Origin of the sequence: Raineya orbicola (assembly GCF_002843425.1) — a bacterium.
GTDB lineage: Bacteria > Bacteroidota > Bacteroidia > Cytophagales > Thermonemataceae > Raineya > Raineya orbicola.
In genome coordinates, this window is sequence record NZ_NKXO01000002.1 from 67744 (window position 1) to 83217 (window position 15474).

15 protein-coding genes are annotated in these 15474 nt (G+C 35.5%); 6 read left to right on the forward strand and 9 right to left on the reverse strand.

The window, feature by feature from the left end; translation table 11 throughout:
• Positions 1-1158: 1158 nt before the first annotated feature.
• The 6 genes from Rain11_RS00855 (at position 1159) to miaB (ending at position 6619) form a co-directional block, all read left to right on the forward strand.
• Positions 1159-2025, forward strand: coding sequence for a tyrosine-type recombinase/integrase (locus Rain11_RS00855; RefSeq protein ID WP_317042736.1), 867 nt, complete (start codon positions 1159-1161; stop codon positions 2023-2025).
• A gap of 70 nt (positions 2026-2095) precedes the next feature.
• Entirely contained in the window at positions 2096-2395 is a 300-nt protein-coding gene (gene hpf / locus Rain11_RS00860) for a ribosome hibernation-promoting factor, HPF/YfiA family (RefSeq protein WP_101357437.1), read from the forward strand.
• Positions 2396-2450: 55 nt separating this feature from the next.
• Positions 2451-3167, forward strand: coding sequence for a DedA family protein (locus Rain11_RS00865; RefSeq protein WP_317042737.1), 717 nt, complete (start codon positions 2451-2453; stop codon positions 3165-3167).
• A gap of 5 nt (positions 3168-3172) precedes the next feature.
• Positions 3173-4250 (forward strand): peptide chain release factor 2 gene (prfB, locus tag Rain11_RS00870; RefSeq protein WP_101357438.1). Its coding sequence is split into 2 segments (ribosomal slippage): positions 3173-3232 and positions 3234-4250, totalling 1077 coding nucleotides; the frame shifts between segments, so codons are not numbered across the junction.
• 1 nt (position 4251) lies between these two features.
• Complete coding sequence (locus tag Rain11_RS00875; protein ID WP_101357439.1) at positions 4252-5112, forward strand: Rpn family recombination-promoting nuclease/putative transposase; 861 nt, start codon at positions 4252-4254, stop codon at positions 5110-5112.
• Positions 5113-5140: 28 nt separating this feature from the next.
• Positions 5141-6619 (forward strand): tRNA (N6-isopentenyl adenosine(37)-C2)-methylthiotransferase MiaB, encoded by a 1479-nt coding sequence (gene miaB, locus Rain11_RS00880; RefSeq protein WP_101357440.1) that lies wholly within the window; start codon positions 5141-5143, stop codon positions 6617-6619.
• A gap of 5 nt (positions 6620-6624) precedes the next feature.
• Here the strand turns inward: miaB and Rain11_RS00885 are convergent, their stop codons facing one another.
• The 9 genes from Rain11_RS00885 to hisF all read right to left on the reverse strand — a co-directional run bounded on the left by Rain11_RS00885 (position 6625) and on the right by hisF (position 15474).
• Positions 6625-7509 (reverse strand): glycosyltransferase family 2 protein, encoded by an 885-nt coding sequence (locus Rain11_RS00885; protein ID WP_101357441.1) that lies wholly within the window; start codon positions 7507-7509, stop codon positions 6625-6627.
• On the reverse strand, positions 7506-8213 hold the full coding sequence (locus Rain11_RS00890; RefSeq protein WP_101357442.1) for a class I SAM-dependent methyltransferase: 708 nt from the start codon (positions 8211-8213) through the stop codon (positions 7506-7508). The genes Rain11_RS00885 and Rain11_RS00890 overlap by 4 nt, the downstream gene beginning before the upstream one ends.
• Positions 8214-9092: a hypothetical protein gene (locus Rain11_RS00895; protein ID WP_101357443.1), complete on the reverse strand. Its 879-nt coding sequence runs from the start codon at positions 9090-9092 to the stop codon at positions 8214-8216. It abuts the gene before it with no gap.
• Entirely contained in the window at positions 9089-10090 is a 1002-nt protein-coding gene (locus tag Rain11_RS00900) for a hypothetical protein (RefSeq protein WP_101357444.1), read from the reverse strand. Before Rain11_RS00900 ends, Rain11_RS00895 begins: the two co-directional genes overlap by 4 nt.
• Positions 10080-10913, reverse strand: a complete 834-nt coding sequence (locus Rain11_RS00905) for an FkbM family methyltransferase (RefSeq protein WP_165778048.1) — start codon at positions 10911-10913, stop codon at positions 10080-10082. The genes Rain11_RS00900 and Rain11_RS00905 overlap by 11 nt, the downstream gene beginning before the upstream one ends.
• Before the next feature lie 70 nt (positions 10914-10983).
• Complete coding sequence (locus tag Rain11_RS00910) at positions 10984-12054, reverse strand: hypothetical protein (protein WP_101357446.1); 1071 nt, start codon at positions 12052-12054, stop codon at positions 10984-10986.
• Positions 12036-13322, reverse strand: coding sequence for an ABC transporter ATP-binding protein (locus Rain11_RS00915; RefSeq protein WP_101357447.1), 1287 nt, complete (start codon positions 13320-13322; stop codon positions 12036-12038). Before Rain11_RS00915 ends, Rain11_RS00910 begins: the two co-directional genes overlap by 19 nt.
• 29 nt (positions 13323-13351) lie before the next feature.
• Complete coding sequence (locus Rain11_RS00920; protein WP_207764404.1) at positions 13352-14605, reverse strand: N-acetyl sugar amidotransferase; 1254 nt, start codon at positions 14603-14605, stop codon at positions 13352-13354.
• Positions 14605-15474 carry an imidazole glycerol phosphate synthase subunit HisF gene (hisF, locus tag Rain11_RS00925; RefSeq protein WP_101357448.1) on the reverse strand — a complete coding sequence of 290 codons (870 nt, stop codon included), beginning with the start codon at positions 15472-15474 and terminating at the stop codon, positions 14605-14607. The genes Rain11_RS00920 and hisF overlap by 1 nt, the downstream gene beginning before the upstream one ends.

Sequence of the window (15474 nt, forward strand, 5' to 3'; positions counted from 1 at the left end):
TAAGCTATTACAACAATCATAATAAAATAACGAAATTTGCTTCGGAATTTTTCTTTTTCTCCTTCAAAAGTGTTCAGCCTTTTCCAAAAAATTATTTGTAGAAATGGCATTACAGGCGAAGCGTATCTATCGCTTTCGAAAGGGATATTCATACTTAAAGCAAGCATTACAGCAAAATAGAAAAAAAAGAGAAAAAATAATACAAACAAAGTTCTTTCATTGGCAGAAAGTATGCCCGAGCCTATAAGAATAACTATGAACATAACTATCACAAGCCAAGAAGACATATCATACGTAGGGACAAACAACTTGACAAAAGATTCTGCATATCCTATAAAACTTTCCGACATCGTTACTGCCCAAATGTTTTCTAAAAAATCGGGTTTGCCTTGCAAAAAACTATTTCTCACAAGCCATAGCCCCAGCCCCAAACTGCTTAAAACAAAATAACGAAAAGCTTTTTCCCAAGAAAAATAATAGGCAAAAAGTAAGGCAAAAGCTATTACAAAAAATATTCCTGCCATTCTTTGCAAACAAAGCAGGTTAGAAAGCAAAATGAGCGAGTAAAAAAATGCAGAGCGTTCTTTTTCAAGCATTTGTAGAAAAAGAATAGTGATAGCAAGCAAAAAAGTTAGAAATAACGCCTCTGACCATACAAAAAAATGCACCATCACCAAAACTACCGAAAGCGAAGTATGCAGATAACAAATAGTTTGCCAGAAACGATTTATAATAGTCTGATGAACAAGCCAATACAACAAGAACAAGTTTAGTAGCAAAGTTGCTCCAAATAAAACCTTTACGGGCATAAAACTGAGCAAAAAGGGGAAAAGAGGTGTCCAGTTGGTATAATAGCCCTGTGGAGTGAGCAATTCGCCTTGTTTTCTGAAACTTTCGGCGGCGTAAAGATATGCTTTGGCATCGGTTGTCAAGCCAAAGCCATTTTGGGTAAGCCAAATCCAAATAGCCAATGATATGCCTGCTATCGGCAAAGCCCAAAAGTTAAATTTATGGAGAAGTTTCATAGTTTCTATGGGTTAGGTCTGAAAATTTCTATTTTTTTCTTGTTTTTCTCAAAAAAAAATTGTAAAATTCAAAACTTTTAGCTTGTAGGTTTAGTGTTGAATGTTTATTGATTGAAAAATGATTGAAAAATTTTTGCAATACATTAGCTATCAGAAGCGTCAGAGTTCTCATACATATAGTTCTTATCGCAACGATTTGGAGCAATTTCAAGATTTCTTGATAGAGCAGTTTCAGGTGCAAGATATACAGGAAGCAAACTATCAGATGATACGTTCTTGGGTTGTACATCTTTCAGAGCAAAATTTACAACCAACCTCTATCAATCGTAAAATTGCTACACTAAAATCTTTTTACAAGTTTTTGGTAAAAAATTCTTACATCACCCAAAACCCTACTTTGCGAATAAAACCGCTCAAAGTGCCTAAAAAAACGCCTTCATTCGTAGAAGAGCAAGATATGGTAAAGATTTTAGATAACTACGAATTTAGCAAGGATTTCAAGGGGTATCGAGATAAAATTGTGTTAGAACTTTTGTATCATACGGGTATGCGTGAAGCTGAACTTTTGAGCTTGAAAGAGGAAAATATCAACTATATTCGTCAGGAAATCAGAGTGTTAGGAAAAGGTAATAAGGAGCGTATCATTCCGATTACGCCCTCACTCAATCATCTTTTGCAGGAGTATGTTTATTATCGTGAAAAGGAGTTTTTGCAGTTGCCACATACATTTCTGATAGTAACCGATGAAGGCGAACCCGCTTATCCAATGTTTATTTACCGAATAGTAAAAAAATATTTGAGTTTGGTGGATAGTGCAGAACGAAAAAGTCCGCATACGCTTCGGCATACTTTTGCTACGCATATGCTCAATAAAGGGGCAGATTTGAATGCTATCAAGGAAATTTTAGGGCATAGCAACCTGAAAGCTACACAAATTTATACGCATAATTCACTTCAAAAACTTAAAGATGTATTCAAGCAGGCTCACCCGAAAGCCTGATAAAACTCATTGCTTTTCATAGATTTTTTTAATTTTTTGTCTTATGGTTTCACCTTAAAAATGTAGTGTTATGAAAGTGCAAATTCAATCCGTGCATTTTGATGCAGACATCAAGTTGCTTGATTTCATTGAAAAAAAGTTAAACAAATTAGATACTTTCTACGACCGTGTCATTGATGCTACCGTCTTTTTACGCTTGGATAAGAACGACCACAAGGAAAATAAAATCGTTGAAGTAAAAATAAATGTTCCCGGCAACGTGATTTTTGCCAAAGCCCAAAAAAATACCTTTGAAAGTGCTACTGATGAAGTAGTTGATGTGCTAAAACGTCAGATTACTAAGCACAAAGAAAAGCAAATGAATCATTAGATTTTTCCATAGCTCTCAATCAACTTCCTGAATTTTGTTCAGGAAGTTTTTATTTTTGAACTTTTCAGAAAAACTCCCTACCTTTGCAGAAAATTACAAACCTGTGGAAATTCTAAAACAACTTCTGGATTTTATTTTACACGTAGATAAGCATTTGCAAGTACTTTTTCAGGATTACGGCATATGGATTTATGCTATTTTGTTTCTGATAATTTTTGTAGAAACGGGGCTGGTGGTGATGCCTTTTTTACCCGGTGATTCGCTTCTTTTCGCCACAGGAGCCTTGATAAGTGTAACCAATGAACTTAATATTTGGCTAATGGGGCTGATTTTGTTTGTAGCGGCAGTTATTGGCGATAGCGTAAATTATTGGATAGGTAAAAGATTAGGAACTGCAGTTTTCCAAAAAGAAAGTCGTTGGATAAAAAAAGAATATTTGCTACGTACTCAAACATTTTATGAAAAACACGGCGGAAAGACAATTATATTTGCTCGGTTCATACCTATTATACGCACTTTTGCTCCTTTTGTAGCGGGCGTTGGCACGATGAATTACCCTCGTTTTTTGGCTTACAATGTGATAGGAGGTTTTGTATGGGTGTGGTCTTTTTTGTGGTTGGGTTATTTTTTCGCTGATACCGAAATAGTTCGTAAAAACTTTACGCTTGTCATTTTTGCTATCATTTTGCTTTCCATTACTCCGCCGATTGTTGAAATTATTAGGCATAAATTTTTCAAGAAAAAAGAAACAGAAGTTACGCATAAAAGTTAGAGATTATGACACAAGACCAATATAAAGATGTAAAAGCCCGTATCTCGGCTTTGAGGAGGTATCTTTGACTACGATGTACGATTGCAAGAACTTGCCGAAAAACAACAACAAACCACTGCTGCGGACTTTTGGGAGAATGCACAGCAAGCAGAGGCAGTAATGAAAGAAATTCGCAACATCAAGGTTTGGACAGAGCCAATGCAGGCACTTTTGCAGGCAGAAGCAGATTTTGAGGTTCTTTACGAATTTTATCAGAATAATGAACTTTCGGAGGAGGAAATTGACCAAGAGTTTCATAAATTACTACAACAAGTAGAAGACTTGGAGTTCAAGAAAATGTTGAGTGGGGAGGAAGATGCGTTAAGTGCGATGATGGAAATCAATCCAGGAGCAGGCGGCACCGAAAGTATGGATTGGGCAGAAATGCTGATGCGTATGTATATTATGTGGGGCGAAAGTCAGGGCTTTAAGGTGCGAGAAGTAAATTATCAAGCGGGCGAAGTAGCAGGCTGTAAATCAGCTACTTTGGAATTTGAGGGGGAGTTTGCCTATGGACTTTTGAAGTCTGAAATAGGAGTGCATCGCTTGGTGCGTGTTTCACCTTTTGATTCAGGGGGCAGACGACATACGTCCTTTGCTTCGGTGTTTGTGTATCCAATTGTTGATGATAACATTGAAATCACTATCAACCCTGCTGATTTAGAGTGGGATACGTTTCGTTCGGGAGGAGCAGGAGGGCAGAATGTAAATAAAGTAGAAACGGCTGTGAGGGTTCGCCACAAGCCCACAGGTATCGTGGTGGAATGTCAGCAGGAGCGTTCTCAGCACCAAAATCGTGAAAAAGCCTTGCAGATGCTCAAATCAAGGTTGTATCAGTTGGAAATGGAAAAAAGACAAGAGGAAAAAGATAAAATTGAAGGCACAAAAAAGAAAATTGATTTTGGTTCGCAAATACGAAATTATGTACTGCACCCTTACAAGCTCGTCAAAGATGTACGTACGGGTGTAGAACGTACAGACGTGCAAAATGTACTCAACGGCGACCTAAACGATTTTATCAAGGCATTTTTGATGATGCAGTAGTATGCAATTTGCAGATGTGAAAAATGATATTGCATTTCGCAAGATTTTCGGGAATGAAAGTAAAAAACAAATTTTAATTTCATTCCTCAATGCTGTTTTGGGATTAGAAGGGGGGCGAAAAATTGCAGATGTGCAAATACTTAATCCTTATCAAGTTCCTATAGTTTTGGGTGCAAAATCTACCGTACTTGATGTAAAAGCTCGTGATGAAGCAGGCAAAGAGTATATCGTAGAAATGCAAGTTACTGATAAGATTGGCTTTGCTCAGCGGGTAGTGTATTATTCTGCCAAAAGCTATATTTCGCAACTTAATGCCAAAGAAGAGTATTATGAGCTTAAACCCATCATTTTTATTGGTATTTTAGACTTTACATTTTTGGATACTTCTCACTATCTTTCTCGACATCTTATTCTGGACGAGAAAACCCAAGAACATAAACTCAAAGACTTGGAATTTAATTTTATAGAGTTACCTAAATTCAATAAAACTGAAAAAGAGTTAAAAACACTGACAGAAAAATGGGTATTTTTTATCAAAAATGCAGAAAATTTGGAGGTTGTTCCCGAAAGCGTTGATGATGAAGGTTTGAAAATAGCTTATTTGGAAGCCGACAAACATCTCTGGAGTAAAAAAGACCTTGAAGCCTACGAATATGCTCGTATGCGTGAAACCGACGAAAAAACCGAAAAAATGAAAGCAGAACAAGTTGGTTTCCAGAAAGGTATGGAGAAAGGTGTTGAAAAAAATAAAATAGAAACAGCTCTCAAAGCTATTCAAAAGGGCTTAGATAATGAATTTATCAAAGAACTCACTGGGCTTTCTGTGCAAGAAATAGAAAATTTACGTTCTCAAAAGAGATAATATTTTTTTAAGTTTTAATGCTATTTCTATGAAAAAAATAATTGAAGATATCGGAATTTTAGAACATAATGAGGCTTGCGAAACTATCAAAACTACGCAAGAGCAAAATACTGGCAAAACTCGTAAGCTGTACATAGAAAGCTATGGCTGTCAGATGAATTTTTCTGACTCCGAGATAGTAGCTTCTATAATGCAAGAAAATGACTTTGATACTACTGCTACTGCTGAAAATGCCGACCTCATTTTCTTGAATACTTGTGCTATTCGTGAAAATGCCGAGCAGAAAATTCGTCATCGCTTGCAATATTTGCAAAGCCTGAAAAAGAAGCGTCCTCATTTACTTGTGGGAGTATTGGGTTGTATGGCGGAACGCCTGAAAACTAAACTCTTGGAAGAGGAGAAGGTTGTGGATATTGTTGCAGGACCTGATGCTTACCGAGATTTACCTAAATTAGTGAGCGAAGCAGATGAGGGAAGCAAGGCTATCAATGTTTTTCTTTCGCGTGAAGAAACTTATGCAGATATTAACCCTGTGAGGCTTAATTCTAATGGGGTTACGGCGTTTGTTTCCATTATGCGAGGTTGTGATAATATGTGTTCTTTTTGTGTAGTGCCTTTTACGCGTGGGCGTGAGAGGAGTCGTAGTCCGTATTCTATTGTGGCGGAGTGTAAAGATTTGTTTGAAAATGGGTATCGGGAGGTTACGCTTTTGGGGCAGAATGTAGATTCTTATTTTTGGACGTCCAAAGATGATATTATTTCACTGAAAAATTATCAGAAGGCAATCGCCAAAGGAGAAAATTTTGAAGGAATAGAAACTTGTAATTTTGCTCAACTTTTAGAGCGTGTTGCACAAATTTCTCCTGATTTGCGAGTGCGTTTTTCTACTTCGCACCCCAAAGATATTACCGATGAGGTGCTTTACACTATGGCAAAGTATGAAAATATTTGCAAATATATTCACTTACCTGTGCAAAGCGGCAATAATCGCATTTTAGCGTTGATGAATCGCACTTATACGCGTGAGTGGTATTTGGAAAGAATTGCGACTATTCGTCGAATTTTAGGGGAGGCGTGTGGTATTTCTTCGGATATGATTGCAGGTTTTTGTACTGAAACAGAAGAAGAGCATCAAGATACACTTTCACTGATGCGAGAAGTGGAGTATGATTTTTCATATATGTTTTATTATTCGGAGCGTCCGAATACGCCTGCGGAAAAAAAACTGAAAGATGATGTACCTTTGGAAGTGAAAAAAAGACGTCTTAATGAAATCATATCTCTACAAAATGAGCTTTCTTACAAACGAAATCAAAAAGACATAGGCAAAATTCACAAAGTATTGGTAGAGGGTTTTTCTAAACGTTCACAGGAATATTTGCAAGGTAGAAATTCTGCCAATAAAGTCGTAATATTTCCTAAAAAACACTATCAAAAAGGCGATTATGTAAATGTACTCGTAAAAGAAGCTAATTCAGCGACGTTGTTGGGAGAGGCTGTGGAGTAGTTTTTTCAGAATTTAAGAAACTTTTTCCAAAAGAGTTTAGCTATTTGTCTAAACTCTTTTTTTCGTAAAGAAAAATATTTAATGGCTCGCACAAAATAGAGCATTTTAGTGTAAAGCCAACCTTTTTCTTTTAGCCAGAATTGAGTTTCATTTTGCAAAGATTTTTCAAATTTATCAAGGTTAGGATTGGTATTTTGGCTACTTGCTGAAACATAATGAATGGCTCGGGTAGCAGGGGTAAAAAGTATTTTATAGCCAAGTTTTCGTATCAGATAGCACCATTGCACATCTTCAAAGTACATAAAAAAATCATCAGGGAGTTTTCTTGCAGGCATTTTATCAATTACCTCTCGGCGAATTAAGAAAAAAGCCCCCCAAACCCAATCTACGAAAATTTCCTCATTGTGAGAAAAATAAAATCCTAAGAGACGTTTTTTACCTAAAATTTTATGCAAACGAAAAAGTTCAATGAATTCATAAGTCAGATTATGAAATTTATTAGCTGTATGCTGTACTTTTCCATCAGGATAGACAAGTAGAGGACTGATTACACCTATTTGGGGGTTTTCTTGCATTTTTTGCAGACAAATAGCTATGGAGTTTTCGTTGAGTTCAATATCACTATTGAGAAGCAAAATATACTCGCCTTTGGCATACTGCAAGCCAAGATTATTCCCTTTGGCAAAGCCTACATTTTCAGGTGATTTGATAAGTGTTATTTGTGGAAAAAGCTCTAAAAACTTATCAGGACTGCATTCCGTTGAGGCATTATCTACCAAAATAATTTCATAGCTTACTTCTTGGGTATATTGCAAAATGCTTTCAATACACTTGCAAGTAAGTGAAAAAGTATTGTAGTTGATGATGATGATGGAGAGCAAAGATGTCATTTTTGTTTAATAACTCCTATGCCAGCCCATCCTTGTTGAGGGTCTGCAATAAACTCTTTATATTCGTAGTTACTTTTTATTTCATTGAAAAACTCTCTTACTCCAACATTCCAACTTGGGGGGTGTTCGGCTATATCGTGGAAACCTATCAAACCTCCACTTTTTACTAATGGGGCATATAGCTCAAAATCTGTTTTTACTCCTTGATATGTATGATCTCCATCGATAAATAAAAAATCTATTTTTTCCCCATTTAGAATGTTTTTTACATTGGATAAAGTTTCTTGTGAGTGGGAGTCTGCTCTATAAAGTATTATTTTCTGATTTTCACTTGCAAAAGAGTGGTAGAAATTTTCTTTATATTTGGGGTATCCTCCTCCGTATTTGCCGCCTGGTAAGTCAATAGATATAATGGTGGCATTTTTATCTGCTAATTTTGAAAATAAGAAAAGAGAACCTCCATTTGCAGTACCTATCTCTAATATACATTTTGGTCTTTGCTGTTCAATCAATTTGGTAAGATTTAAAATTTCTTCTGGTACTTGTTTTATCCAAAAGAAACGCTCCCATTTGGGGCTATAGATAAGTTCTACCAATTGTTCTGCATTCAAACCTTCCGAGTCTTTGGCAAGCAGGGGAGCATATTTTTTTAACTCTCTTGCAGCGTTCCATTCGTGCAGTCTATTTTTTATCTGTTTGAGCATTTATTTAAAGATTTTATTCCAAAGATGTTTAATTCTGGCAATATTACGATTATTTTTCAAAAATAATTGAAATTTTGAAAGCGGAAAAGGATAGTTTTGAAAATTCTGAATTAACTCCTGAACGTTCCTCCCTGCCAAAAAAACTAGCTTTTTCCATTTTTCAGGTTGTAATGGGTGGAAATTGCGAATTTGTGAATAATTATTTTCATCAATGCTTTTCCAAAAATCAAAATACTTGTGTGTATCAAAGTCGGTTTTATGTCCCCAATTGGATATTTTTTGCCATACCTCGCCTTCGTTTCTTGCCCAAGTATCGTGCAGCATATAAAAAGGTGCAGTATGATTGAAATATCCATTCTTTCTACCATATTCGTAATATGGCTTATTGCTTGCTACTTGTATCAGGTCTAAATCGTCCGTTTTGATGCATATATATCCGTTGTTTGTTTTTTTGAACAAGTTTATTAAACAAACACAAATATTAGTTTCTTTTCTTACAGGATTTTGTTGCAAATATTCAATAAAATTTCCGAAGTTTATGAAGTATTCATCAGCGTCTAATTGAATATGCCAGCCACCTTCGCCCATTGCTTTGGCAAGCATATTTCTTTCTCTTACCTCGCATTGCATAGGTGTAAGCGAGGCTACATAGAAATCATCTTCATAAATGTGAATTTTTTTGTTGATATCTATACTTTGAATAAAATTTTGAAAATCTTTCTCATCAAAATCAAAAGGGTTTCCGCTCCAAGTAAGGCGTTTCTTGTCCAAAGCTAAGTAAATTATATCAGCATCAGCATATACAAGTGGCAAAGCATTTTTGAGCAAATACCAATCATAAGAAACAAGAAAACCTACTTTGATGAGTTGTTTTTTCATTTAGATAAAAGCATTTTTTTAGTATAATATGCAACATCTTTGAAGAAAGTGAAATCTTGCAAAGGGTTAGCCAACAATGTCCTGATAGCTTCTTTGTACCCTTTCAAATATCTTTTTTCTTGGAATGCAATCATTGCATTGTAGCGAAGCATATACTCGTGCTTGGGAATTTTCATCAAAAGATACTTTGCCCATTGATTTACCAAAGTTTTTTTCTCTTCAAGCGGTAATGTAGCAAAGTAATTATTAAGTTTTTTTGCTAAAAATTCATCAACAATCTTTTTTTCAATTCTGTGCCAATAATGTCTGTTATACTGCTCGCAATCAATGAGTTTTGTACGCTTTTGTAAAAAATAAGAAAAAGCGTACTGCTCGCAAGCGTGATTACGGGCATAACTGTAAAGCTGATCGGTAAATTCATATACTTCTGTAAGGCATTCGAAGTGAGTAGGGTGTAAACCTATGATACCTGCATTCCAAGAAGCAAAACTTTCGGGCAGAATGTATTGTGTTACTCCTTTGATAGTGAATTGATTAGACTTTAAAAAATCATAAACATCTCGGAAGTGGTCAGCGTCGTTGGGGGGGTATGTTCCTAAAAAAGTCATTGGATACTCAAACTTGTGCATAATAGAAGTTTGAGGAGAAATTTTTGTAAGAATTTCTGTAAAATTCTGAAAGAAAAAAGTATCTGTATCTACATACAAAATATTGTGTTGTGGATATAATTGTGTAGATTTCTCAATGATACCGATTTTTACTCTATGAATAAGATTATCGTTTCCCATCAATTTTTGAATATCATTAGAGTCAAGCATTTGATAGTCGATGGGTAATTCTGAAAGAAATTTTTCGTAATATTGGGGTTGGTCTGTAAAGACAATTATTCGCTCATCTGCTTTTAAGGAATAATTACACACCAAACTTAGAATGGAAAAAATTCCTCTGTTGTGTAAAAAATCTTTACCCGAAGAGAAATAAACAAAGCTAGTTGCCATTTTTTATTGTCTGATTAAAAGCTAAAATTGCAGATGGTTGTCCTTCAATTTGAGTTAGAAAAGCAGTAAAGTGAAATTCATTTAGGGTTTTTATGATTTGATCATCGCTGATATGCTCTTGGTGTACTTCCATTATGATACTTTGTGTTTGAGGCAGAAACTCTTGCAAATGTTTTTGGTCTGTAAAAAGTGCTTTTTCTGCTTCTTCAATATCTATTTTTAGAATGTCAATTTGGTTTTCTTTGCATAATTCAGGTATTGTGCAAGTAGATACTTTATCAATGATTTCGTGCGTGATACCCTCTGTCATTACGTGAAAACCGTCGTGTGAGTAATCTACTCTTCGTAGTTCTAGTTCCTTCAATTCATTCCAAAGTGCTTTCTGAACACAATAAACCTTGTTTTGGATATTATTTAGCTTGATGTTTTGACAAAGTAAGTCAAAATTAGTTTTTTCAGGCTCAATACAAACAATCGTAGCTTCTGGAAAATAGCTGTGCAAATATAGCGTAGCACAACCAATATTTGCTCCTGCATCTATGATATACTTTATTTCAATCTTTTTTTCTTGAATTTGCTTGATGAATTTTTGATAGTCATCAAAAATGAAGAAACCTTCAAATACAAGTAAATCGCGAGTATATTTTCTTACCAAAACACTTAAATTCTTATCTTTACCAATTCCCGACACTTTGATAAGAGTTTTATCCTTCGGCGTGAGTTTGTAGCCCTTATCGGCACAAGCAATCGCAAAAACAAGTAACCGTTGGAGTTGAATATTTTTCTGAGAAAGTTTTTTGGTGATGAAAAAGTGGTATAACAAAAAAACAAACTCATTTATATCACATAATTTCCATAGAAAATAGAATCTTTTGAAATTTTTTAACATAGGTTTAAACTTTAAAAATGGCTTTAATCTTTTTCTTAGTTTGGGAGGGGATAAAGGGGGAGAGAGCATTTTTGACCCCCTGATAACTTGAAAAATACTTCATCTTACTACAAATATCCCAACCCAGTATTTTTTTTAATTCAATTGGTGTTTTTCGGGCATCAAACCCAACCTCATATTTACCCCATTCTATTCTTTGGATAGCATTTTTAGGATGTTCTTGGAATAAAAAAGGAAAAAAATTCTTTAAAGAATTTTCAGAAGTGAGCTCACAGAATTTTATATGCATTTCTTTGTAATCTTGTAAAGTTAATTGATACATTTCTTCATAATCTTCTGACTTATGCTCTGCAAAATTGCCGAAAATTGAAACTTTAGCACCAAAATATGCCGCATATGCGATATGAGAGCCAAAACCATTGGTCGTTACATATTCAAAAGAACGCATAAGTAGCTCTAAACGATAAAAAGAATTTTTATCACTTCCGTGAGCACCTTCTACAATATCAAAACCTGCATCTAAAAACTCATTTACCCAATAACCATTTTCTAAGCAACTTGGATGAATACATACAATCACCTTATCAAAATCATTTTTTATACTTAAAATGGTATTTACGTAAGCTTGAAAGTTCCAATGGGTGTGTCTCGTATAACTCAGTGAATGTACAGGCATTACCAGCAAGGTGTTTGGTATTCGCTTTATTTCTCTATCAGGCAAATATACTAAGGGCAGGCCAATAGCCTTAGCATTCTGATAGCCGCACTTTTTGAGATACTCTTCATCACTACTTTTACCTACTAAGTAAGTAGGCTCTTTACTCATCTTTCCGTGAGACAAAATTTCCCCCGATACTGCAAGAGGATGATATTTACAAAAATCAGGAGCCCAACCGTGCTGCCAAAAAGTAGGTCTTTTGAAAAAGTAGTGAGGCTGTTTCAATCCAACATATTTCGCAAGCAAATGCAAACCGCCATAAGCCTCCATTATATGCCTATAACATATACTACGAGGAGGAAGCGAGATAAAGTTGCCGCATAAATCAATTTTATCTACTATTTGACCTTTTCCCATTGATATTCCATTAAATAAGGAGATAAGATTTCAACAAAAGAACCTGCGATTTCACTTTTTAGCGACATTTCTTCGGGGGTAGAAGTAAGCAAGAAGTTGCCCACTTCGGTATAACCTAATAGTGTGTGCCCGCCAGACTTATCTCTCATTCCAAACCACACCGTAAAAATTTGAGGTAGTAACCGTAGATTTTTGAAAGTACATTTTATAACAAAATCTCCTTCAATGTATTCAGGTCGCCAGCCGTCTAGCAAAGAGTATGCCCCTGCTAAAAAGCCGTGCTGACTTTCTATATCAAAATAAAAATAAGGTTTTTCAAGCCTTTCTTTAGCATATCCGTAGAGTTCAATGGATAAATCATCACCAAAATTTAAATTATTAGTAATTTTTCCTTCTTTGTTTTTGAAAATAGTTTTTTGTATAATTACAGTGCCATCGGCAGTTTTTTTACCTATCTCAAATATTCCTGATAGATTTTCGTTAGTATTTTGTAGATAACGCCCAACCACTTTGTTTGTTTCGCCTTGAAAAGCAATTTTTCCTTTTTCCATAAAAATAGCTTTACTGCACAAGTTTCTTACTGCCCCCATATTATGGCTTACAAAAAGTACTGTTCTGCCTTCACCACTTACCTCTTTCATCTTGCCGAGGCATTTCTTTTGAAATTCGGCATCGCCTACAGCAAGGACTTCGTCTATAATTAAAATTTCAGGTTCAAGGTGAGCGGCAACGGCAAAAGCCAAACGCACGTACATACCCGAACTATACCGCTTTACAGGGGTATCAATATATTTGCCAATGCCAGAAAATTCTACAATTTCGTCAAATTTCTTACGAATATCGTTTTTAGTCATTCCCAGAATAGCTCCATTCAAAAAAATATTTTCTCTTCCTGTGAGTTCGGGGTGGAAACCCGTACCTACTTCCAAAAGGCTGGCAACCCTGCCTTTGGTATAAATCTTACCTTTAGTAGGGCTAGTTACTTTGGAAAGTATTTTGAGCAGTGTAGATTTTCCTGCTCCATTTTTCCCGATAATTCCTAAAACTTCCCCTTGCTTGACTTCAAAATTGATGTCTTGCAAAGCCCAAACATACTCGCCTTCTATAATGTTACGGTCATTGGTTTCGCCGATTTTGAGCGTTGGGTCTTCTTTACCTTGTAGCTTTGCCCAAAAGCGGGCTAAGTCGTCGCGTATAGTACCCGAACCTATTAAACCTAATCTATATTGTTTCCAGAGATTTTCTACTCTTAAAACTATGTTTGACATTTGTTATTCTTAATTTTTTTGATACAACTCTACTTCCCTTTACCAATTATGATATATTTATTTTTATGGTCAGAACTTTGTTTTTCTTTTGTGATAACAAAATTAGTGTTTTTTTCGTATAATTCCAACCTTGCTTTTTCAATTTGCTCTTGAGTAGGTTGTTCAAAAACTTCTTTTTTGTACCGCCATTCCCAGTATTCGTCTCTCTCCCAAAAAATGGGGTTCCGGTGTTGGTTTAGGATATAATAAAAGCTATTTTTCGTAATGCCTAACCAATTCAAAAATAGTCCTAAATTTTGAGGCTCTCTGTACTGATATTGCTCTACAAGGGCTAAACCTTCTTCTCTTGTCATTCTACGAAGCCTAATTTCTCGGCAAGCGTGGTCGGTTGCTTTGCCATAGCCGTGCTTGACAAATTTAATAAAATCGTGAACATCTGAGTAGTTCCAACAATCTACGTCGTTGTAAGTATCAAAAGTTCGGGTCTGTTGGTGCGTTTCATAATCGTATAGTTCAATCATTTTTTCGTGTTGGGCTTTGGTATCCCAACGAATATAATTATTCAAATAAATCCCTCTTACACCTACTTGTTCCAATTCTTTGTCATCGGGGTACATAAAAGGCTTGACATCTTCTTCGGTAATCTCATCAAAATCATCAATCAAGTCCTCTGCTTCAAGCCCCATTAGGTCGTGTTCTTTTCTGTATTTTCTTGTCATTTCTACCTCGTCAAGATGTGAAAACATACCTACTTGGTCAATACCTTGATGAGCCCCCCAAACTATTAAAGGTATTTTGAACTTTACAGCAATTTGTACGGGGAAAACTGTTTGTCCTGCCAAGCAATGCCAATAGATACTTCCTAAACGCCTAAAAGTAGCTCTTGTGATTTTCTTTAATGTTTCAGGGCTTACCGAAAGGGTCATTATATCGCAATCAAACTGAATACGAAGGTTAGCCAAGTTACGAACTCCTACATCGGTATTGTATTGCTTATTATAGGTAACTAGCAGCGGGTTCATACCAAATACATTTTTAATGGTATGCACAATAAAATAACTATCTCTTGCACCACTTACAGGGATAATGCAGTCATAATTGTTACCTGATTGGTTACGATAGTTTTCGAGAATACTCCTCAATTTTTCGGCACGCTCTTGCCAATTCAAAATATCTTTCTCTTCGTGAACCCGACAGCCACTGCATACTCCTTCCTTATCAAAAGTAAGATGCAAGGGGTGTTTTTCGTGATAAAGGCAACGACTGCAAACTTTTATTTTCATCAAATAATTTCTTTTTCTATTTTTACAAAAAGTAAATGTTCTAAAATATCATCTTCTTTTTTCAAAAGCCTTCCATTTGTATCAATTGGATTATCTTGATAATTGGCGTTGGTTTCCAACCGCACCCAAGGCTGAAATTGATTGATTTGTGCTTTACAAATATTAACGCTATGCTCGGTAAAATGGAAAAAATTACCTGCCGCTCCCGCATCTACTTGGGTTTGTTCAAATAATTCTATGAAACTCCGAGCATTTTTGGCTCCTCCCAAGGCTATAATTGGAATTGAGGTAAAGTTTTGTATAATTTTTAAGGCTTCAATATCAAATCCCTGATAAGAGCCATCTCTATCTACATTATTGACAAGCAACTCACCTGCTCCCAAAGTTTCTATTCGGCTTATCCATTCCTGTAAGTTGTAAGGCAAGTATTTTTGAGTAAGATAGTGATAAGGTTTATAGGTCTGCCCATCTTTTTTTATATCCAAAGAAACTATAAGGCATTGGTTTCCAAAATTTTCAGCGATGCTTTTTACTACATCAGGATTTTGCAAAAGCAAGTTATTTACAATCACTTTATCTGCTCCTGATTGTGTAAGTTTTCTTACGTCTTCCAGAGAACTAATACCTCCACCAACAGCCAAAGGCACAAAGCATTTTTTGGCAACTTTTTTTATGAGTTCAAAGTTAGGCTTTTTCCCTTTTGAAGTAGCCGATATGTCATTGTAGGCAATTTCATCTATGCCCCATTTATTGAGAAACTCAACGGCTATTTCAGGTTTACCAATGGGTAAATATTTCTGGAAACCTATGCTTTGCACTACAATATCATCTTTTACAGTAAGTACAGCTATAATTCGTCTTTTTAACAT